This is a genomic window from Candidatus Galacturonatibacter soehngenii (assembly GCF_008830185.1).
Taxonomy (GTDB): Bacteria; Bacillota; Clostridia; order Lachnospirales; family Lachnospiraceae; genus Lachnotalea; species Lachnotalea soehngenii.
The window spans coordinates 231,165-250,341 of sequence record NZ_WAGX01000003.1; the positions used below are offsets into that span (position 1 = coordinate 231,165).

Annotated in this window: 17 protein-coding genes and 1 tRNA gene; 17 read left to right on the forward strand and 1 reads right to left on the reverse strand. The window is 33.4% G+C overall.

Features of this window, described 5'->3' with window-relative positions:
- Window positions 1–3: 3 nt before the first annotated feature.
- The 6 genes from F7O84_RS01825 to F7O84_RS01850 all read left to right on the forward strand — a co-directional run bounded on the left by F7O84_RS01825 (window position 4) and on the right by F7O84_RS01850 (window position 7,245).
- Window positions 4–1,488 (forward strand): sensor histidine kinase, encoded by a 1,485-nt coding sequence (locus tag F7O84_RS01825; RefSeq protein WP_151141208.1) that lies wholly within the window; start codon window positions 4–6, stop codon window positions 1,486–1,488.
- A complete protein-coding gene (locus F7O84_RS01830; RefSeq protein WP_151141211.1) occupies window positions 1,488–2,321 on the forward strand; it encodes a response regulator transcription factor in 834 nt (277 codons plus the stop codon). The genes F7O84_RS01825 and F7O84_RS01830 overlap by 1 nt, the downstream gene beginning before the upstream one ends.
- A 171-nt stretch (window positions 2,322–2,492) precedes the next feature.
- The gene (locus F7O84_RS01835) at window positions 2,493–4,022 is read left to right on the forward strand and encodes a sugar ABC transporter ATP-binding protein (protein WP_151141215.1); all 1,530 of its coding nucleotides are present in this window, start codon (window positions 2,493–2,495) and stop codon (window positions 4,020–4,022) included.
- A gap of 17 nt (window positions 4,023–4,039) precedes the next feature.
- A complete protein-coding gene (locus tag F7O84_RS01840) occupies window positions 4,040–5,059 on the forward strand; it encodes an ABC transporter permease (protein WP_151141218.1) in 1,020 nt (339 codons plus the stop codon).
- Window positions 5,060–5,079: 20 nt separating this feature from the next.
- A complete protein-coding gene (locus F7O84_RS01845) occupies window positions 5,080–6,141 on the forward strand; it encodes an ABC transporter substrate-binding protein (RefSeq protein WP_151141220.1) in 1,062 nt (353 codons plus the stop codon).
- A gap of 90 nt (window positions 6,142–6,231) precedes the next feature.
- Window positions 6,232–7,245, forward strand: a complete 1,014-nt coding sequence (locus F7O84_RS01850) for a TRAP transporter substrate-binding protein (protein ID WP_151141223.1) — start codon at window positions 6,232–6,234, stop codon at window positions 7,243–7,245.
- 82 nt (window positions 7,246–7,327) lie between these two features.
- Here the strand turns inward: F7O84_RS01850 and aroE are convergent, their stop codons facing one another.
- A complete protein-coding gene (aroE, locus tag F7O84_RS01855) occupies window positions 7,328–8,194 on the reverse strand; it encodes a shikimate dehydrogenase (protein WP_192451630.1) in 867 nt (288 codons plus the stop codon).
- 150 nt (window positions 8,195–8,344) lie between these two features.
- On the opposite strand from aroE, the gene F7O84_RS01860 reads away from it, so the two are divergent.
- From F7O84_RS01860 to dctP, 11 genes are all read left to right on the forward strand, one after another.
- Window positions 8,345–9,253, forward strand: a complete 909-nt coding sequence (locus F7O84_RS01860) for a DMT family transporter (RefSeq protein ID WP_151141226.1) — start codon at window positions 8,345–8,347, stop codon at window positions 9,251–9,253.
- A complete protein-coding gene (locus F7O84_RS01865) occupies window positions 9,246–9,752 on the forward strand; it encodes a YqeG family HAD IIIA-type phosphatase (RefSeq protein ID WP_151141229.1) in 507 nt (168 codons plus the stop codon). Before F7O84_RS01860 ends, F7O84_RS01865 begins: the two co-directional genes overlap by 8 nt.
- Window positions 9,753–9,899: 147 nt before the next feature.
- Window positions 9,900–10,457, forward strand: a complete 558-nt coding sequence (efp, locus tag F7O84_RS01870) for an elongation factor P (protein WP_151141231.1) — start codon at window positions 9,900–9,902, stop codon at window positions 10,455–10,457.
- A gap of 343 nt (window positions 10,458–10,800) precedes the next feature.
- Window positions 10,801–11,697, forward strand: coding sequence for a DUF5688 family protein (locus F7O84_RS01875; protein WP_151141234.1), 897 nt, complete (start codon window positions 10,801–10,803; stop codon window positions 11,695–11,697).
- A 93-nt stretch (window positions 11,698–11,790) separates the two neighbouring features.
- Window positions 11,791–11,863 (forward strand) — tRNA-Arg (locus tag F7O84_RS01880).
- A gap of 178 nt (window positions 11,864–12,041) precedes the next feature.
- A complete protein-coding gene (locus F7O84_RS01885) occupies window positions 12,042–13,244 on the forward strand; it encodes an SH3 domain-containing protein (RefSeq protein ID WP_151141237.1) in 1,203 nt (400 codons plus the stop codon).
- Window positions 13,245–13,403: 159 nt separating this feature from the next.
- Complete coding sequence (locus F7O84_RS01890) at window positions 13,404–13,835, forward strand: hypothetical protein (RefSeq protein ID WP_151141240.1); 432 nt, start codon at window positions 13,404–13,406, stop codon at window positions 13,833–13,835.
- 161 nt (window positions 13,836–13,996) lie between these two features.
- A complete protein-coding gene (gene rluF, locus F7O84_RS01895) occupies window positions 13,997–14,779 on the forward strand; it encodes a 23S rRNA pseudouridine(2604) synthase RluF (RefSeq protein WP_151141243.1) in 783 nt (260 codons plus the stop codon).
- Window positions 14,754–16,721: an NAD-dependent DNA ligase LigA gene (ligA, locus tag F7O84_RS01900; protein WP_243140783.1), complete on the forward strand. Its 1,968-nt coding sequence runs from the start codon at window positions 14,754–14,756 to the stop codon at window positions 16,719–16,721. The genes rluF and ligA overlap by 26 nt, the downstream gene beginning before the upstream one ends.
- A 111-nt stretch (window positions 16,722–16,832) precedes the next feature.
- On the forward strand, window positions 16,833–17,765 hold the full coding sequence (gene metA / locus F7O84_RS01905; RefSeq protein WP_151141249.1) for a homoserine O-acetyltransferase MetA: 933 nt from the start codon (window positions 16,833–16,835) through the stop codon (window positions 17,763–17,765).
- Window positions 17,766–18,089: 324 nt separating this feature from the next.
- The gene (dctP, locus tag F7O84_RS01910) at window positions 18,090–19,166 is read left to right on the forward strand and encodes a TRAP transporter substrate-binding protein (protein WP_151141252.1); all 1,077 of its coding nucleotides are present in this window, start codon (window positions 18,090–18,092) and stop codon (window positions 19,164–19,166) included.
- Window positions 19,167–19,177: the final 11 nt, after the last annotated feature.

A 19,177-nucleotide genomic window follows, 5' to 3' on the forward strand; every position in this document is an offset into this window, starting at 1 on the left:
AAAATGCTTAAAAAAAGACTAATATCCTTTTGGAATGAACTTTCATTAAAAACAAAACTATATATGATAATGATAAGTGTAGGGGTTTTAATGACTGTGGCAATACTTGTAAATGCAAGTGTGATTTACGGGTTTATTGGTGATGTAAAAGTATTAATGGATGATAATCTATCTAGTTATAAGTTTCAGGAAGCACTCAAACAAGAAGCAGATGATTTTGAAAAACTAATCAGAAATAATACTTCAGAGAACGAAAAAAAATTTGTACAATCATGTGAAGTAACGCAAAAAAACCTCAGGGCAATACCTTACGACTACAGATTGACTGGAGAAGCAAGGTATGCAATTACATGGAATATTAAGAATAGTTATGAAGAGTACAAAAAACAAAGAGATAAAGTCTTATCCATGAGATCAAACGAAACGGGATATATCAAAGAATTATATAAAACTTATCAAATGCAAGATTACATCCAAGACTATGCTGCACGTCTTATGAAGGAGGTCTTGGATGGAGGTAATATTTATTATGAAGAAAGGGTAGTATTTTTAAAGCGCTTTCCATATGTTATTTGTATTAGTGGCTTACTAGCATTAACACTGTTCTTTTATTTGACAGGAATGTTGACTAAGAATATTATTACCGTATTGTCAGATTTGGTTCATGCTTCAAAGGGGATTGAAAAGAATGACTTTACAGTACGTGATGTCAAATGGGAAGGTAAGGATGAAGTAGGACAATTAGTTTATGCATTTAATAAGATGAAGCATTCCATGCAAGATTATGTACATACGCTAGAGGAAAAACGTGAAGTGGAAGAAAAACTTCACAAACAAGAATTAGAGCAGACGAAACTTGAGCAGCGCTTCTCTGAAGCACAGCTACAATTAATCAAAAGCCAGTTGAATCCACATTTTCTTTTTAATACGCTAAATATGATTTTTCGAATGACTCAAATAGAAGAAGCACCAACATCACAGGAAATGTTACGGGTCTTAAGTAACCTTCTTCGATATAGCCTTCGAACCACGGCTCCATTTGCACCTTTAAATCAGGAGCTAAGGATAGTGGAAGATTACATGTACATTCAAGAAAAACGCTTTGGAGATCGAATCAGTTGGAAAATTGAATGTGATGTACAAACCCAGATGATCGAACTTCCTGTCTTTCTATTACAACCATTGGTTGAAAATGCAGTAATACATGGGATTTCTATGAAAGAGGATGGTGGAAGCATAAAGATTGCAATTAAACAAAATATGGAGCAATTATACATCGAAGTAAGTGATACAGGTCTAGGTATGAAGTTAGAAAAATTAGAACAGATACGAAGTGCCATAAAACAACGGGGTAAGGGCGTTGGCATTGGTTTGGGAAATATATACCGAAGAATTTCAGCCTATTATGAACATGGAGAAGTCCAAGTGGATAGTCGTGAAAATGAGGGTACTCGTATTCAGATTATTTTGGGAAGGAGAAAACAATAATGTATCGGATTCTAATAGCGGAGGATGAATTAATTGAGAGAATGATGTTAAAAAAGACTCTGCAAAAAATATTTGGGGATTTATGTGAGATATTGGAAGCGGAAAATGGAAAAAGAGCATTAGAGGTTTTTAGAAGCACAGACATTCATGTTGCTATTTTAGATATTGAAATGCCAGGGCTAAAAGGAATTGAGGCGGCGGAAATTATGCGACGTGAAAAAGAAGGATTTTGTATTATTTTTCTTACGGCGTACGATAAATTCGAATATGCAAAAAAAGCGATTGCCGTACATGCACTTGAATATTTACTAAAACCATATTCCGAAAAAGAGTTAGTGTCTGTGGTAGAAGAGGCCCTTCATCTTGCAGAGGAATATGAAAAAAGAAAAGAGGATACCTCCTATGCGCCAAAAGTTATGGAGCTTATGGGAAATAGTAATACGAATAAGCAAGAAGTGGCTTCAGAAATGCAAATGATACAAGATGAAAACAATGTAAGTCGTTTCAATGTATTAGTATCCTTAGTAGAAGAGTATGTAAGAAGTAATTATATGAATGATATTTCAATGCAAGAGGCAGCCAGATGTATCAATTATTCTGATACTTATTTTTGTAAAATGTTTAAGCAACAGTTTGGTCAAAACTTTACAACATATTTAACCGAATATCGGATGAATGAGGCAAAAAAGTTACTTAAGCAGCCTAATGTGAGTGTGAAAGAAGTAGGAGCAAGAGTTGGATATCCAGATTCTAGTTATTTTGCAAGAGTATTTCGTAGAATTATTGGTGTTAGTCCATCAGAATATCAATTACAAAAGATGAAAGAAATATAAAATAAATTGTTGAAAAATATTGTCGTTTTTTACATGACAATATTTTTTTTGTTAAATTTAACACAAAAAAATAAAATTATCCTTTGGATAATAAAAATATCCGATATTTTTATGCAGTAACATCCTCTATAATTTAGATGTAAGGAAGAAGTTATGAAAGGAGGATGAAAAATGGCGGAAGAATTGTTTCGCATGGAAGGAATAAGTAAAAGCTTTCCGAGCGTAAAAGCCTTGGAAAAAGTTAGTCTTAATGTTTACAAAGGAGAAGTGTTAGGGTTAGTTGGTGAAAATGGAGCCGGTAAATCAACACTTATGAAAATATTGTCAGGTGTGCATAGAGCTGACGAGGGAGAAATTTTTATTGAAGGAAAAAAAGTTGACATTGATTCTGTTAGTAAAGCACATGAATTAGGTGTTAGTATCATCATGCAGGAATTAAATATGTGCGGGCACTTAAGTGTTGCAGATAATATCTTTATTGGTAGAGCGCATAAAAAAGGATTGTTTATTGATGATAAAAAAATGCATGAGGAAGCACAAAAGATTCTAGATGATTTGGGAATAGAACTAAATACCTATACTCAGGTAAGTAGTCTTAGTGTTGCACAGCAGCAAATGGTTGAAATTGCAAAAGCTATTAGTTTCAATTCAAAAATACTAGTATTAGATGAACCAACAGCAACATTAACAGAGAGAGAAATTGATCAGTTATTTGGAATTATTAGACGTTTACAGGCAAGAGGTGTTGGAATGGTTTACATTTCTCATCGTATGGCTGAATTAAATCAGATTTGTGAACGAGTGACTATCATTCGTGACGGTCAGTATATTGGTACAAGACATCTAAATGAAATTACAATGGATGAACTGGTAAATATGATTGTTGGTCGATCTCTTGAAGATAAATATCCAAAGTATAAAAGAAAATTCGGTGATATTGCTTTAGAGGCAAGAAATGTTCGTAGGGGCACCAAGGTAAATGCAGACCATTTTTATGTTAGAAAAGGTGAAATCCTTGGTATTGCAGGATTAGTAGGTGCTGGACGTACTGAATTAATGCGTTGTATCTTTGGCGCTGATGTTGCTGATAGCATGGAACTTTATTTAGAGGGTAAGCCTATAAAAGTAAATTCTGTAATTGAAGCAATCAAACATGGTATCGGATATGCAACAGAGGATAGAAAAAGAGATGGTTTAGCACTTAACTTGGATGTAAAATATAACACCAATATGGCTCATTTATCTAAACTATCTCGATTTGGATTTATCAATGATAAAGAGGGTGCAAAAAATGCAGAGAAGTATGTAAAATTACTTCGAACAAAAACACCAAGCATACATCAACTTTGTAAAAATCTATCAGGAGGAAATCAACAAAAGGTTGTGTTGGCAAAATGGCTTTGCAATGATGTAAAAGTATTGATTGTAGATGAGCCTACACGTGGAATCGATGTTGGTGCAAAGTATGAAGTATATGAGTTGTTTAATAAGCTAAGTGAACAAGGTGTTGCTATTATCATGATTTCTTCAGAACTTCCTGAAATATTAGGTATGAGTGATCGAGTTTTGGTAATTCATCAGGGAGAAATCAATGGTGAATTGGATGCCAAAAAGACAACACAAGAAGAGATATTGTATCTGGCGGCAGGTTATAACAAGTTAGAAGGAAAAGAAGCTCCAAAATTATCTACAAGGAGCTGACAGAAAGGAAGAAAAACATGAATTCATTTAATAAGTTAAATGTTGCTACTAGACGTGCTATTTATTCTTTAGGAATTTTAGTTGCGCTGTTCGCATTATTTTCAATTTTATCATTTGATAAGTTTATGGCACCTACAAATTTACAAAATCTTTTGCAACAAATTGTTACATATACCATTATTGGATGCGGATTAACTTTTTGTCTTGTCTGTGGAGGTAACGATCTCTCAGCAGGAGCATCAATGGCATTATCAGGTATTATTGTAGTAAGCCTTTTAGCAAAAGGTCTTCCATTATGGTTATGTATTATTCTTTGCCTAACAATGGGAATTTTAACAGGTGTTATGAACGGATTCTTTATTGAAATATTAGGAGTAGTACCTTTTGTTGCCACACTTGCAACACAGTGGGTATATCGAGGTTTAGCCAATGTTATTGTTAATGGAGCACCAGTTTATACAACTACAATTCCTTCAACTAAGGTTCAATCACAGTTTTATTTACTTGGTGGCGGGAGAATTGGAGGAGACGGACTTCCATACAGTGTTATTATCACATTAGTTTATGCACTTATCTTGGGCGTTGTTTTAGCTAAAAGTAGTATAGGTCGCCAAATCTATGCATGTGGTTCAAACTTAGAGGCAGCGAAATTATCTGGTATTAACGCAGTAAAGACTCGTATGTTTGCATATTGTATTTCAGGTTTATCAGCAGCGATTTGTGGTATCTTAGTTGCATCTCGTTTATCAAGTGCACAACCAACAGCAGGTGTTGGTTATGAAATGGAGGCAATTGCAGCATCTGTTCTTGGAGGTATTTCAATCCTTGGTGGAGAAGGTACCATTTTAAATACAATAATTGGAGCACTTATGATGGGTGTAATCAGAAACGGTTTGAACTTAAATGGTATCAACTCTTTCTGGCAGCAAGTTATTGTTGGATTGATTCTATTAGTTGCAGTAGCATCTCAAACAGCAAATAAAGCAGGAAATTTAGATACGATTAAACGTTTCTTTAGTAAAAAGCAAAAAGCTTAAAATAAAAGGAGGATATTAATATGAGAAGAGTAGCAGCACTATTAATTGCAGGGGTTTTAGCAGTTTCAACTCTTGTAGGATGTGGCTCAAAAGCACCAGAAAAGGAAACAACTCCAGAAGTTGGTCAAGAAACAAATGATGCTTCAGGTCAAGCAGATGACAGCGCAAGTGAAGACAAAAAAACAATTTATGTAATCGTTAAAGTACTTGGTAACCAGTATTGGAGTGTATTACAAGCAGGTGCAGAAAAGGCTGGAAAAGAATTAGGATGTAATGTTGTTATCGTTGGTACTTCATTAGAATCTGACATCGAAGGACAGTTAACATTATTACAAAACGCAGTATCCGCACAGGCAGATGCCATTGTTATTGCACCACTTGACAGTGTATCTTTGGATGCACCAATTACAGAAGCTTATAATTCAGGAACACCAGTTGTATTAGTTGATACAGTTATCAACAGCGATAACTACAGCGCAGCTTTATTAACAGATAACGTTGAAGCAGGTAAAGCAGCAGCAGGGGAACTTTTAAAGAGATTAAAAGATAAAGGTGTAAAAGAAACAGAAGAAGCACAAGTTGCAATTCAGGTTGGATCTACTGGTTCCCAGACAATCAATGACCGTGTAAAAGGTTTCAATGAGTATTGGGAAGCAAATGCTCCAGAAAGCTGGACGGTATTAAATGATGATATCAAAGTAAACGAAGGTGACATCAGTAAAGCAGTTGGTTTCTGCCAAGATTTCTTAACAACATATCCAAACCTTAAGGGTGTATTTGGACCAAACAATGGTTCTACAGTTGGATTTGTAACTGGTCTTACAGAATCCCAAAGAAAAGATGTATCAATGGTAGGATTTGACTTCTCATCTGAAATCGAAACCATGATCAGAGCTGGTGAATTTGATGTAGCATCTGTTGTACAACGTCAATATTTCATGGGATATGATGGTGTAAAAAATGCATTAAAACTTGCTCAAGGTGGAACAGTAGAAGAGAAGAAGATTGATACTGGTGTTATCTTAGTCGATAAAACAAATGTAGATTCTGAAGAAGTACAAAGTGTTATCAATCCAAAATAAAACAGATATATTTTCATAGCCAATTTATTACGCTTTCCACATTTGTGGAAGGCGTATTGGCGGTTTTGAAAGAAGATAGAAAGTAGGGGCATGAAAAAGAGCAAGATATTGATTGGTGGTTTACTTATTTTTGTCATTTTGGGTCAAGTAGGATATGGATATATAAAGAAGAATATGAAAAAGGAAGCAGTTCCAGAATATGTTTTTACCTATGCAGAAAATCAAGCTGAAGGCTATCCCACAACGGAAGCAGCATATTTATTTTCTGAACTTGTATATGAACGGTCGCAAGGTAGAATTAAAATCAATGTACATTCTAGTGGTTTTCTTGGGGATGAGGTGTCTGTAATTGAACAATTACAGTATGGAGGCCTCGATTTTGTAAGGGCTTCAATTATGACAATGGGAGAATTTATACCTAAGATTAACGTGTTACAGTTACCGTATTTATATAATGACTCAAATCATATGTGGAAGGTCTTAAATGGAGAAATTGGGCAAGAATTTATGGATAGTCTAAAAGATCATGGGCTAACAGCCTTGTCTTGGTATGATGCAGGAATGAGAAATTTTTATACAAGACAAAAGGTAGAAAACTTGGAGGATTTAAAAGGTCTTAAAATAAGAGTAGCAAAATCGGAGTTTATGAAAGAATTAGTATCCTCTCTTGGTGCGACTCCTGTTGCTATGGATTATTCTGAAATATACTCTTCCTTAGAGTTAGGAGAGATTGATGGTGCTGAAAACAATTGGCCTTCTTACGTATCCACAGATCATTACAAAGTGGCAGGATATATGATATTAGATGAGCATAATCAGATTCCAGAACTACAGTTGGTATCTCAAATTACTTGGAATAAATTATCCAAAGAAGATCAAGCAATCATAAAAGAATGTGCATTGGATTCTGCCATCTATGAACAAAAGCTTTGGGAAGAGCATGTAAAGACTTCAAGAGAAAGGGCTGTAAAAGCAGGAGTAATTGTTACAGAATTAAAAAAAGAAGAAAAACAGCGCTTTAGAGAGGCTGCCATGCCTGTTTATAAACTGCTAACACCAGAATATCAGGATTTAATTCAAAGAATAAGAGAGGAAGACAATTAGTAAAAAGTGAATATATAATAAAAAGCCTATCTTTCTATTTATATATAGAAGATAGGCTTTTATAATACGAGAAAGATTTTGTTTAGGAGAAAAATTTCTCCTTGATTATTCTTATAGGCATTTCTTGACCAGTCCATAATTTAAAAGCTTCTGCACCTTGATAAAGAAGCATATACATTCCGTTAAAGGTATTAAGCCCCGCTTCTTTTGCTAATTTTAATAATTTTGTTTGGGCAGGGTTATAAATAACATCTGATACAATAAGATTTTCATGAAACATACTACTATCATTTATAATACTATTGTCTATGTTTGGTGACATACCAACAGAAGTACCGTTTGTTAGAATGGCACTTTCTTGTAGGCTCTTTCTAAGTGAAGTATCATCAGGCAGTTCGTATAAGCTTGCTTTACAATTCGTTGTAGCATTAATGTTATCGATTAAGTTAATTGCACGGTCGAAAAACTGATCTTTAATACTATAAACATCAATGGCGGACACACCATCAAGTGCTGCTTGTGCGCAAATAGCCGTTGCTGCGCCACCTGCACCAAGAAGTGTCATTTTCTTGCCAATGATATCAAAACCTGCATCTTTTACCGCTTGCATATATCCAACACCATCGGTATTATGGGCTGTTAATATACCATTATCATTCACAACTGTATTAGCAGCTCCAATTAGCTTAGCAGCAGGAGATAGGTGATCTACGTATTCGCATATTAGATTCTTATCTGGCATGGTGCAGTTAAAACCTCTTACGCCAAGTACTTTTAATCCTTCTACTGCGGTTTTTAAGTTTTCGGTTCCAACATCAAATGCAAGGTAGACATAATCCAGATTTAATTGCTGAAATGACTCATTGTGCATCAACGGTGAAATGCTGTGGGAAACAGGGCTACCTAAAAGACCTGTAAGGACAGTGTGACCAGTTATTCTTTCAATCATATTAATTCCGCCTTTATTCATAATTATAATTTCTATTATGATAATAAAAAAAAATTCTAATGTCAAATGCAAACGTAATAAATGACTTGAACCATTTAGAAATCTTATATATAATGGTACAAGAATATTAGAATAGGACGTTAAGATAAAATGAAAGTAAAAAAAAAAAAGACGATTGCAAGTTTTGGCTTATTAGTTGCTACTCTAATTTGGGGATTTGCTTTTGTCGTGGTAAAAGATGCACTTGATTATGTACCACCAGTTTATATGCTTGCATTTCGTTTTACAATAGCAAGCATTGGACTTTTGTTTGTATTTTCAAAAAGACTTCGAATGATTAATATAAATAATGTAAAATCTAGTATTGTATTGGGTATATTATTGTATATAAGTTATTTATTGCAAACCATTGGCTGCCTATATACGACGGCTGGCAAAAATGCATTTATCACTACAATTTATGTTGTAATAGTTCCATTTCTTTATTGGTTGATTAGTAAGCAAAAGCCAGATATTTATTGTCTTGTTTCGGCCTTTATGGCGATAATTGGAATCGGACTGCTTTCCCTGAATTCGGATTTAAGTATAAACCTTGGAGATGTATTGACATTACTGTGTGGATTTGGATATGCGATTCATTTAATTTACATTAATAAGTATTCAAAATATCAAGATCCCATTATACTAACGTTTTTACAAATTCTTGTAGCAGCTATATTATCTTGGTTAACAGCACCAATCATGGATGGAGGTTTTCCAGTAGATGCTACAAATCCCAATATCATGGTCGGAATGTTATATCTTGGTATTGGAAGTACCATGATTGCCTATTTGCTTCAAAATATAGGACAAAAATACATTGAACCGTCAACTGCTGCATTATTATTATCTATGGAATCTGTATTTGGTGCCATATTTTCTGTTTTGATTCTGAAAGAAATAGTAACAATAAAAATGTTGATTGGCTGTAGCTTAATCTTTACGGCAGTTATTATGGCAGAAACAAAGTTTGAATTTATAAGATTAACTGGAAGGAAAAGGAGTATCGATCATGCTTAAAAGATTTTACCCAAATGAATATGCCAATTCATCCTATGTTATTAATTATGAAGAGTTGTATCAGAAAGGATTTCGAGGTATTTTATTTGATGTAGATAATACATTGGTTTCACATGGAGCGAAGGCAGATGACAAGGCAAAAGAATTAATTACGAAACTAAAAAACATTGGTTTTAAAGTTTGTCTAATATCAAATAATAAGGAAGAAAGAGTAAGAACTTTTAATGATGAAGTTCAAGTACAATATATCTTTAATGCAAGAAAGCCTTCTAGAAAAGGATATCAACAGGCAATGAATACCATAGGAACGAATAAAGAAAATACAATTTTTATTGGAGATCAAATTTTTACAGATGTATTTGGAGCAAATCGTGCTGGATTAAAGACAATACTGGTAAAACCAATCCATCCAAAGGAAGAGATTCAAATTGTTTTAAAAAGATACTTGGAAAAAATTGTGTTGTATTTTTATAAAAAATCTCAAAATAAAAAGGATTAATCGTAAAGTGTTTACATCGTCATTGTAAGTGAAGCAATGGACACAAAAAAATAGTTGAAAAAAATGGTCATTTATTATAGAATATTAGAGAGTGTGGTAACAGAACAAGATTTACCATCGGTACTATTTTAAGGAGGAATATCAGACATGATATCAGCAGGTGATTTTAGAAATGGTATTACAATAGAAGTTGATAGTAATATATTTCAGATTATTGATTTCCAGCATGTAAAGCCAGGAAAAGGTGCAGCATTTGTTAGAACGAAATTAAAGAATATTATTAGTGGTGGCGTAGTTGAAAAAACTTTCAGACCTACAGAAAAATTCCCACAAGCACGTATTGATAGAAATGATATGCAATATCTATATTCAGATGGAGATTTATATAATTTCATGGATACTGAAACATTTGAGCAAATTGCCTTAAATGCAGACGAAATTGGTGATGCATTAAAATTTGTAAAAGAAAATGAAATGGTTAAAATCTGCTCTCATAATGGTAAGGTATTTGCAGTTGAACCACCTTTATTTGTTGAACTTGAGATTACAGACACAGAACCAGGTATCAAAGGTGACACAGCAACAGGCGCAACAAAACCAGCTGTTGTAGAAACAGGCGCAACTGTTTATGTTCCATTATTTGTAAACCAAGGTGATAAAATCAAAATTGACACCAGATCAGGTGATTATCTATCTAGAATATAATTATTTAAATAGTATATAGAAATTAATATCGGGTTTCTATATACTATTTCTTCTATACATAATATGTAAGCAATTAAGCTTCTTGTTTCGATACGCAATAAATAGATTTATTTCTAAATAAATTCTTGCACATTTCGTGCTTATTTTTCCTATCGTGATTTAAATTCAATGTTAGTTATATTCCGTTTGTACTTGTATGTTAATTTTGGGGTTAATATAAATCAATAAAACGTCTTGAAAAATAGTCAGAGAGTCTATGCTTCCAAGATAAGAGGAGGGGAGTGTCATTTAATCATCAACTTTATTTACCAATATTAAGCTTATTATGAAAGAAGGGGAATTAATGAATTATAAGATTTTTAAAGAAGAAATATGTAACTTAATTGCACAAAAAGTTGGAGACGAATGTGAGGTTTCACTTAAGACAATAAGAAAGAACAATGATGTTGTCTTAGATGGTTTGACACTTCGTAAAGAAAATGAGAGTATCTCTCCAACTATTTACTTAAATCATTATTATAAAAGTTATCTAACAGGAGAAAGCATTAATGAAATTGTGAACGAGATAATGGAATTATATGATGAAAATAATAAGCAGATGAATATCGACACTTCGTTTTTTTCAAACTATGAGTGTACAAAACAACGCATTGTATTTAAAATGATTCATTATGAAAAGAACAAGATTTTACTAGATAGTATCCCTCATATCAAATTTCTAGATTTAGCAATTGTATTCTATTATTTGGTCCATAGTGAGAAATTCGGAAATGCTACCATATTGATTTATAATTCTCATTTAGAGATATGGGGAATCGGAAGTTATGAGATTTTTCAGGTTGCAAAAGCGAATACGCAACGACTATTACCACACAAAGTGAGTCGGATTGAAGATATTTTAAAGGAAGAATTAGAAGAAGAGTATTGGGATGAGATAGAAGAAGGGGATATACCTATGTATGTCCTAACGAATCATTCGAAACTAAATGGTGCAGCATGCATGCTTTATCCAGAGGTTTTAAAAGAGTTTTCCCGTACAGTGGGTTGTGATTTATATCTTTTGCCAAGTAGTGTACATGAAATCATTATCATTCCAAAATCACATAAAACGAAAGTAAGTGAATTGAAAGCAATGGTAAAAGAAACGAATGAGAATCATGTAGAAAAAGAAGAAATATTATCTTATAGCGTATATGAATATTTGCAAGAAGAAGACAGATTGCAAATTGCAGTCGAATAAACAGATTTATGAATAAACTATAAACTTCCAATTGATTATTTGAGGTATTTGAGGTACAATACTAGTTGTGGTATTATAACCGAATACAAATATGCATTCGTAGCTCAGGGGATAGAGCAGTGGTTTCCGGTACCACGTGTCGGGGGTTCGAATCCCTCCGGATGCATAGGAATCAAGTAAAATCAGGTGAATTATTTTTTTCATTGGAGCGTTAAAAAGAATATCATAAAAGATAATATTAAAATTTATTTTGTATGATTTGTAAATTCGAAAGATAAAATACATAAAATGTTCACGATTGTGTTATATAATATGGTCAGAGTTCGCAAAATCAGGAGGTTTATATGAAACTTAATTTCGAGAATATGAAAGCATTTTTGATAAAAAACAAAAACTATGTGATAATCGCAGTAATATTTGTAATAATGGTTGTAACCTTAGTAAAGGTATCGAATAACTCTTCTAAGAAGGCAGAAGAGGCAAAATCTGAGGAAGTTATTACGATAGATGAGAAAACACAGGAAGATGCGGAAGAAACGCAAGCTGAACCTACCAATGATTTGTTGGTAAATGCTTATCCAGAAGTAAATGAATTAATTACGAAGTACTTTACTGCAATGGCGGAAGGTGATATTGATACCTTGCTTCAATTACAGAATCCTTTAAGTGAGGAGGAGCAAGCTCAAATTCTTCAAAAGAAAGAATATATTGAAGGTTACGATAATATAACTTGTTATACAAAGATTGGACCAGAGGAAAACTCATATATCGTTTTTGTTTATTATGAGATTAAGTTTATTAATATTAACACTCCAGTGCCAGGAGAAATTCCTCTTTATGTATGTACCAATGAGGATGGAACTCTTTATATCTATAATGGAGAATTTTCACCAGAAGTAAATTCATACATGGCTAGCATTGCTGCAGGACAAGATGTTGTAGACTTGCTTAATTCCATTGAAGCTAAGTTTACACAGGCGCAGGAATCGGATCCGGACTTAAAGGAGTTTATCCAGAAATTGACAGGTTCAACCCAAGAAGAAGCAACCCAAGAGGAAGAGACACAAGAACAACCAGCAGCAGAAGAAACGACACAAGAAGAGCCAGCGCAAGAGCAACCAGCTGATGTTTCAACAGCAGATGGTTTGCAAGAAGTTAATGAAACCGTATATGCTACCGAGACGATTAATGTAAGAGAAGCAGATAACGAGAATGCGACTAAATTAGGACAACTTTATGTAGGTGAAAGTACCAAGAGAACTGGCGTGCTTTCCAATGGATGGAGTCGTATTGAATTCAATGGAAAAACAGGTTATGTATTATCCGAATATTTATCTAGTTCAGGTGGATTGCAAGAAGTAAAATATTTAACTTCAACGGTTAATATCAGAGAACAAGCAGATGAAAACTCAAGTAGAGTTGGAACAGGTTATTTAGGAACCAAAGTTACAAGAACAGCAGTGCTAGATAGTGGCTGGAGTAGAATTAACTGTGATGGAGTAGTTGGTTATGTAAAAACTGAATTTTTGGCAGATACTTATAATTAGATATGATAAAATAGGTATGGTTTAGGATGTCGATAAAGTCGACATCCTTTATTTTTCCATAATTTTACGATAAAATATTACATAAAAAATCATAATATTCATATGCTAATCATACAAATACACTTGAAGACGATAGCAATTATTTTGGAGGTGAAATATATGATTACCAGTTCAGACAAAGAACTTTTGCAAGAAACATATAACAATAGTAAAAAGGGTATGGATACTCTTAGTATCTTATTAAACAAAGTTTATGATGATGACTTGAATTATGAAATGAATACCCAACTTCAACGATATCGTGAGATTAACTCAAAAGTTTCTGACCAGTTAATTGAATCAGGTGTTATGTTGGAAAACAAACCTTTGGATCGATTTAAAATGTGGTCTTCCATTCAAGCTAACACTATTTTTAATACAAGTACAAAGCATATTGCCAATATGGTAATTCGTGAAAATTCAGTTGGAATGACAGGCGTCATGTCAACTTTAAAAGAAAATTACAATGCATCAAAACAATCCGTTGAATTAGCGAATGAATTTGTGGCTTTTGAAGAAGAATGTATTCGCAAGTTAAAGAGCTATTTATAGACTATGAGCTATAAGTAGCTCTTTATCATGGAAATTGTTTTGCAATATTCCTAGTCCTAAAAGGCAATGCCTGCCAAGAATGCCTTGACTATTAGATAAGGTGAAGTTAAACTATACATACGATTTAATCTATAATTATGATTTAGAGTTGGAGGAACTCTATGAGCAGCAAGATAAAAAGAGAATTTGAAAAAAAACCAATAGAACCTATACGTATTAATAAATATTTAAGTGAAGCAGGAGTCTGCTCAAGAAGAGAAGCAGATCGATTAATAGAGGCAGGAAAGATTACTGTTGATGGAGTATTGGCAGTGATGGGTACAAAAGTAGATGGTACACAAAGGATATGCGTTGAGGGAAAAGAAGTTTTACATAATGAAAAAATGGTATTGTTAGCTTTTAATAAGCCTATAGGTATTGTTTGTACCACACAGAAAAAAGAAAAGAACAATATTGTAGATTACATTCAATACCCTCAAAGAATTTACCCCGTTGGAAGATTAGATAAGGATTCGCAAGGGCTTATTTTAATGACAAACAATGGAGATATTGTAAACAAAATGATGAGAGCCCACAATATGCATGAGAAAGAGTATCTTGTTTGGGTCGATAAACCAATCACAGAAGAGTTCTTACATGGAATGGCAAAAGGAGTACCAATACTTGACACTGTTACAAGAGAATGTAAAATAACAAAAACTGGAACGAAATCGTTTCGCATTATAATAACACAAGGTTTAAATAGACAAATTAGACGAATGTGTGAATATTTTGACTATAAGGTAACTAAGTTAGAAAGAATTAGGATAATGAATATAAAACTTGGTAAACTAGCACAGGGAAAATATAGAGATATCACCCAAGAAGAATTAAAAGAGCTAGAAAAGTTAATTCAAAAATCATCAAATATCACTTCATATGGAGAAAAAAATGGAAGAAAATAAAGTAAAACGTATCAAAGAACTAATCAATATATTAAATAATGCAAATAGGGCTTATTACCAAGAAGCAACAGAAATTATGAGTAATTATGAATATGATGCCTTGTATGATGAGTTACTTAAATTGGAGGAAGAAACAGGAGTGGTTCTTGGTAATAGCCCGAGTGTTAATGTGGGATATGAAATAGTAAGCGAACTCCCAAAGGAACGCCATGAAAGATCTATGCTTTCTCTAAATAAAACCAAATCAGTAGAAGAGCTGACCGATTGGCTGGGTGAGCAAGAGGCATTATTATCTTGGAAACTAGATGGATTAACTATTGTTCTAACTTACAATCAAGGCGAATTACAAAAGGCAGTTACTAGAGGAAATGGTGAAATAGGAGAGGTAGTAACCAATAATGCAAAAGTATTTCGTAACCTTCCATTAAAGATTAAGTACAAAGGTGAACTGGTTCTTCGTGGAGAAGCCGTAATTCGTTATTCTGATTTTGAAAAAATTAACAGTCAAATTATAGATGTGGAAGCAAAATATAAAAATCCGAGAAATCTATGCAGCGGTTCTGTAAGACAATTAAATAATCAGATTACTGCATCTAGAAACGTAAACTTTTTTGCATTCTCTCTTGTAAAAGCTGATGAGATTGATTTTCATAATTCAAGAAAAAATCAATTTGAATGGCTTAAAAATCAAGGATTTGAAGTAGTAGAATATAAGATGGTTTCGAAAGAAAACTTGGCAAAGACAGTGGAAAACTTCTCAGAGCAAATAAAAAGCAATGATTTTCCTTCTGATGGATTGGTAATTGCGTTTGATAACATTTCTTATGGGCAAAGGCTTGGAGCTACGTCGAAGTTTCCAAGGGACTCTATCGCTTTTAAATGGGCAGATGAAATAAAAGAGACAACTCTATTAGAAATTGAGTGGAGCCCTTCAAGAACAGGATTAATTAATCCTGTGGCAATATTTGAAGCAGTTGAATTGGAGGGAACGAGTGTAAGTAGAGCTAGCGTCCATAACATTAGTATCTTAAAAAATCTAGAACTTGGCATAGGCGATACCATAGAAGTATACAAAGCAAATATGATTATACCTCAGATTGCTAACAATCTTACGAGAAGTGGAGTATGTCCGATACCTCATTCCTGTCCTGTTTGTGGTGAAAGTACCTCAATCAGAAAGATTAACGATGTAGAAGCCTTATACTGCGAAAATCCAGATTGTCAAGCAAAAAAGATCAAAGCATTTACTTTATTCGTAAGCAGGGATGCTCTTAATATCGACGGTTTATCAGAGGCAACTTTGGAGAAATTTATAGCAAGAGGATTTATTAAAGAGTTTGCAGATATCTTTCATTTGAAACAGTATCAAGCTGAGATAATTGAAATGGAAGGATTTGGACAGAAATCGTTTGATAATTTAATGGCAAGTATTGAAAAGGCAAGAAACACTACATTACCAAGGCTCATTTATAGCTTAGGTATACTTAATATTGGATTATCGAATGCTAAGATGATATGCAAAGAATTTAATTATGATATAGAACGATTATTAAATGCTTCTAGAGAAGAGTTTTCGGAAATAGCAGGTATTGGAGATGTGATTGCCGATAGTATTGTATCGTACTTTGAGAAAGAAAGTAATGTAATCAACCTAAGACATGTTTTAAGGGAACTAAACCTAGAAAAGATAGAGATAGATGAAGCAGCGCAAGTATTAAAAGACAAAGTATTTGTTATCACAGGAAGTCTAATACAGTTTGAAAATAGAAATGCCTTAAAAGAATTGATTGAAGAGAAGGGTGGAAAAGTAACGGGCAGCGTTACATCAAAAACAAACTATCTTATTAATAATGATACGACATCTTCCTCCTCAAAAAACAAAAAAGCAAAAGAACTTGGGGTAGAAATTATATCAGAAGAAGAGTTTCTTAAAATGATTTAACCTCCATTTGTTTGGTGAGCCAAATTAATATTACACAAATTGACAACATATGATATATGTTGTAATATGAATTAACGTAGCAAAATCTAATAAAGTGAGACAGGTGATAATATGCCAATTAAGGTACAAAGTGATTTGCCCGCAAAGGGAATATTAGAAACTGAAAATATATTTGTTATGGACGAAGGCCGTGCAATGCATCAGGATATTCGTCCAATTGAAATAGGAATTTTAAATTTAATGCCTGTAAAGCAGGATACAGAGATACAACTGATGAGAGCATTATCCAATACACCTCTTCAAGTGGATTTGACCTTTCTTAATGTATCAAGTCATATATCGAAAAATACCTCTTCCAGTCATTTAAATAAATTCTATCGAACATTTGATGAAATTAAGCGAAAAAAGTTTGACGGACTTATTATTACAGGAGCGCCAGTTGAGCATTTACCTTTTAAAGAGGTAAATTACTGGGAGGAATTAACCCAGATACTAGAGTGGTCAAAAACAAATGTAACTTCTACTTTTCATATTTGCTGGGGTGCGCAAGCTGGTTTGTATTATCATTATGGAATTGACAAGAAGATGTTGGAGCAAAAAATGTTTGGATTATTTAAGCATTCTGTTCTCAATCGAAAAGTACCTCTTGTAAGAGGATTTGATGATGAGTTTTATGCACCACATTCCAGACATACTACGGTATCAAAAGAAGAAATCCTAAGCAATAAAGAATTAACCATACTTGCTGAGTCAGAAGAAGCAGGAGTATACATTGTAATTGCAAAAGAAGGAAAACAAATCTTTGTTATGGGACATCCAGAATATGATAGAGTTTCACTACATAATGAATATCGACGTGACAAAGAGAAAGGATTAGAAATTGATACACCAAAAAATTATTATCCAAAGGATGATGATACCTTAAAGCCGCCATTACAATGGAGAGCACATTGTAATAATTTGTATACGAACTGGCTGAATTATTATGTTTATCAGGTAACGCCTTATAACCTAGAGGATGCCGAGTTGGATTTTTGTATATAGTTATCTATTTTCTGTTTGTTGAATGATTAAGAACCGCCTTAATAAAGGCGGTTTTTTGTATAATAAGAAAATTTTATAATTCTCTATTTTACAAATATACTACATAAGAGAGCGTTTGAAAGTAACCATTTGTTCCATATGAAAGGTAGCAATTGCAAAAGTAAAGATAAATTTGGCAAAATATACAGGGTATAAATAAAAAAAATAAAAATATACTATAAATATTAAAATCCTACGGTTTTTATTGTGCAAATTAATTGATAAAATAATAATGTAATGAGTTTGAAACTTATTAATATAGTAAATTTATGGAGGGATTTGAAGATGAAAAAGAAAATGTTAGCAGCGCTATTGTGTGCAAGTATGGTGGTATCACTTTCTGCTTGTGGGTTAAAAACCCCAGAAAAGACAGAAACACCAGTAGCAGAAGAAACCGAAAAGGTAGAAGAAACAACTACTGAATCAAAAGGAGAAAGTAATTCAGCAATGGTGACACTTGTATTTGCTGAAGTAAATCCATTAGACACAATCGTAGGACAAACAGACACAGCTTTTAAAGAAAAAGTGGAAGAACTATCAGGAGGAGAAATTAAGATAGATCTTCAAGCAAGTGGTGTTCTTGGATCTGAAAATGACGTACTTGATACAATGCTTGGCGGTGGTGGAACCATCGATATGGCTCGTATATCAGCATTTGCATTAACAAGCTATGGCGGAGAAAAATCAAAGCTATTATCTGTTCCTTATACATTTGTAAATCGTGAACATTTTTGGAACTTTGCAACCTCAGATTTAGCAAAAGAGTTCCTTGTTGAACCTCATGAAAATGGAAGTGGTATCACAGGATTATTTTACGCAGAAGAAGGATTTAGACACTTCTTTACGGTTAATCCTGTTAATAGTTTAGAGGATTTAAAAGGTATGAAACTTAGAGTTTCAAATGATCCTATTATGAATGGAATGGTAGAAGGACTTGGAGCGTCTCCAACTGTTGTTTCTTTTGGAGAACTTTATTCAGCACTTCAAACAGGAGTAGTAGATGGTGCAGAGCAACCAATAGCAAACTATAAGTCAAATGCATTTCCAGAGGTTTCACCAAACCTAATTCTTGATGGACATACACTTGGTGCAGTACAGGTAGTTATTACTGATAAGGCTTGGGATAAACTTTCTGATGAGCATAAGAGTATCTTAGAAGAAGCTAGTAAATATGCTTCAGAATATAATAGAAAGATATCAGAAGAAGCCGAGAAAAAAGTATTAGAAGAATTAAAGGCTGAAGGAGTTAACGTTGTTGAAGTTACAGATATTACTCCATGGCAAGAAGCATGTAAGGGAATTATTGAATCATCTACAGCAGATAGTAAAGAATTATATCAGCAAATTGTTGATATGAAATAGAAATTTTAACG

Bases quoted from the DNA above. Each gene is read 5' to 3' on its own strand.
- F7O84_RS01825 (WP_151141208.1), top strand. From the start codon at position 4: ATGCTTAAAAAAAGACTAATATCCTTTTGGAATGAACTTTCATTAAAA.
- F7O84_RS01830 (WP_151141211.1), top strand. From the start codon at position 1,488: ATGTATCGGATTCTAATAGCGGAGGATGAATTAATTGAGAGAATGATG.
- F7O84_RS01835 (WP_151141215.1), top strand. From the start codon at position 2,493: ATGGCGGAAGAATTGTTTCGCATGGAAGGAATAAGTAAAAGCTTTCCG.
- F7O84_RS01840 (WP_151141218.1), top strand. From the start codon at position 4,040: ATGAATTCATTTAATAAGTTAAATGTTGCTACTAGACGTGCTATTTAT.
- F7O84_RS01845 (WP_151141220.1), top strand. From the start codon at position 5,080: ATGAGAAGAGTAGCAGCACTATTAATTGCAGGGGTTTTAGCAGTTTCA.
- F7O84_RS01850 (WP_151141223.1), top strand. From the start codon at position 6,232: ATGAAAAAGAGCAAGATATTGATTGGTGGTTTACTTATTTTTGTCATT.
- aroE (WP_192451630.1), bottom strand. From the start codon at position 8,194: ATGATTGAAAGAATAACTGGTCACACTGTCCTTACAGGTCTTTTAGGT.
- F7O84_RS01860 (WP_151141226.1), top strand. From the start codon at position 8,345: ATGAAAGTAAAAAAAAAAAAGACGATTGCAAGTTTTGGCTTATTAGTT.
- F7O84_RS01865 (WP_151141229.1), top strand. From the start codon at position 9,246: ATGCTTAAAAGATTTTACCCAAATGAATATGCCAATTCATCCTATGTT.
- efp (WP_151141231.1), top strand. From the start codon at position 9,900: ATGATATCAGCAGGTGATTTTAGAAATGGTATTACAATAGAAGTTGAT.
- F7O84_RS01875 (WP_151141234.1), top strand. From the start codon at position 10,801: ATGAATTATAAGATTTTTAAAGAAGAAATATGTAACTTAATTGCACAA.
- F7O84_RS01885 (WP_151141237.1), top strand. From the start codon at position 12,042: ATGAAACTTAATTTCGAGAATATGAAAGCATTTTTGATAAAAAACAAA.
- F7O84_RS01890 (WP_151141240.1), top strand. From the start codon at position 13,404: ATGATTACCAGTTCAGACAAAGAACTTTTGCAAGAAACATATAACAAT.
- rluF (WP_151141243.1), top strand. From the start codon at position 13,997: ATGAGCAGCAAGATAAAAAGAGAATTTGAAAAAAAACCAATAGAACCT.
- ligA (WP_243140783.1), top strand. From the start codon at position 14,754: ATGGAGAAAAAAATGGAAGAAAATAAAGTAAAACGTATCAAAGAACTA.
- metA (WP_151141249.1), top strand. From the start codon at position 16,833: ATGCCAATTAAGGTACAAAGTGATTTGCCCGCAAAGGGAATATTAGAA.
- dctP (WP_151141252.1), top strand. From the start codon at position 18,090: ATGAAAAAGAAAATGTTAGCAGCGCTATTGTGTGCAAGTATGGTGGTA.